We start from the raw sequence: 1,825 nt of genomic DNA on the forward strand, positions 1-1,825 counted from the left end.
AGCGCGAACGCGGCGCGCGCGTCGGCGATCTGCGGCGCCAGCGTCACGGCCGGATTGTCGGTCGGCGGACGGTTCGGGCGGGACGCGCCCGAAAACATCTTCGCCATCTCGTCCGCGAACGCATCCATGTCCTGCGGGGTCTGGTTCAGGCGGTACTTCAGCACGAACGCGGCGACGCCCTTGTCGGCCAGCGCCTTCGCCACGTCCCAGCCCTCGTTGTTCATCGACAGCGTACGGAAGCCGCCGCCCGGCGCGACGATCACGGCGGCGCCGGTCGCCTTCGCGGGGTCGGGCAGGAACGGCGTCAGGGTCGCGACCGTGACGTTGCGTGCGAAGACGCTGCCGTACTGGCTGTGCCAGCTCTCCTGCGCTTTCGCACCCGGCAGCGGACCCGTGTTCAGCACGATGGCGTTCGGTTGCGCGGGCGCCGCGATGGGCGTCATCTTGTCGTTCTGCGCGTGGACGGGTGCCGCGAGCGCATAGGCGATGACGGTGGCAATCAACAGTCTGGTCTTCATCATGTAGTCTCCTTTGTTATGGTTATTGCGCCAGCACGACGGTCTGTTTCAAGGTCAGCGTGCCGTCCTGCTGCGCCACGCCGGTGCCCGGCTGGCCGGAACCCACGCTCAGCTTGTACTGGCCGGGCGTGAGCTGGCGGACGCCGTCTCTCGTGACGAAACTGAGGTCGCGCGGCGACAGCGTGAAGCTGATCTTGCGCCGCTCGCCGGCCTTCAGCGGCACGCGCTGGAAGCCACGCAGCGCGACACGCGGCGCGCCCTCGAACGCGGGCGGCGTCAGGTACAACTGCGCCACTTCGTCGCCGTCGCGCTTGCCCGTGTTGGCGACTTCCGTCGTGACGACGATGCCGTTCTCGGGCGCTCCAGCGACCGGTTCGATGCGCAGCGGCGCATAGCCGAACGTCGTGTACGAGAGACCGGCGCCGAACGGATACACGGGCGTGCCCGCGTAGTAGCGGTAGGTGCGGCCCTGCATCGAGTAATCGTCGAACGGCGGCAGGTCGTTGATGCTGCGGTAGAAGGTGAGGGGCAGGCGTCCGCCCGGATCGGTGCGGCCCGTCAGCACGTCGGCGATGGCGGCGCCGCCGGACTGGCCCGGATACCACGCTTCCAGGATCGCGGCCGCATTGTCCTTCGCCCACGACAGGTCGATGGCGCTGCCGTTCATCACGACGACGACGAGCGGCTTGCCCAGCGCTTTCGCCCGGGCCAAGAGGGCGCGCTGCTCGGCCGGCAGGTCCAGCGACGTCTTGTCGCCGCCGGCGAAGCCCTCGACCTTGATGGCCATCTCTTCGCCTTCCAGGTCCGACGTCAGGCCGACGACGGCGACGATCACGTCCGCATCCGCGGTGCCGGCCTTCAGGTCCTGCTCGGGCGCCGTCGAGATGCGTTTCCAGAACAGGCCGGGCACGCCCGTGGATCCCGTCTCGGCCTGGAAGCGCAGCGGATAGCGCTGGCCTTTCTCGAGGCGCACGTCGGTGAGCTTCAGCGGTTCGCCCCATTGCGAATAGGTCGACGCCTGCACGGCGGGCTTGCCGCCGACCGTCAGTTCGCCCTTCACGCCCGTCACGCCGAGGCGGTACGTGCCCGTCTCGGGTGCGACGAGCGCGCCGGTCCACACGACCTTGTGCTTGTCCGCCACGTCCTTGAACTGGAGCGCGTGCGATTCCAGGCCCTTTTCCGTGCGGACGAGCACCGGCTTCGTATCCGTGCCGTTGATGTACTCGGCGCGCAGGCCAGGCTTGCCGTCCGGCGTGAGCAGCGCGCTGGCCGGGACCGGGTCGCCGTCCGTGATGGAGGCGGCTGTG

The 1,825-nt window shown here is 69.0% G+C and carries 1 protein-coding gene and 1 pseudogene; both read right to left on the reverse strand.

Going from position 1 to position 1,825, the window contains the following annotated elements; translation table 11 throughout:
- Nucleotides 1-521: pseudogene (locus ACEN88_RS30525) on the reverse strand (hypothetical protein); the annotation flags it as partial.
- A gap of 19 nt (nt 522-540) precedes the next feature.
- Nucleotides 541-1,825: glycoside hydrolase family 3 C-terminal domain-containing protein (locus ACEN88_RS30530; protein WP_413345754.1), on the reverse strand; the 1,285-nt coding region annotated here is incomplete at its 5' end.

It is taken from the genome of Massilia sp. CT11-108 (genome assembly GCF_047302915.1).
In the GTDB taxonomy this organism is placed as follows: Bacteria; Pseudomonadota; Gammaproteobacteria; order Burkholderiales; family Burkholderiaceae_D; genus Telluria; species Telluria orientalis.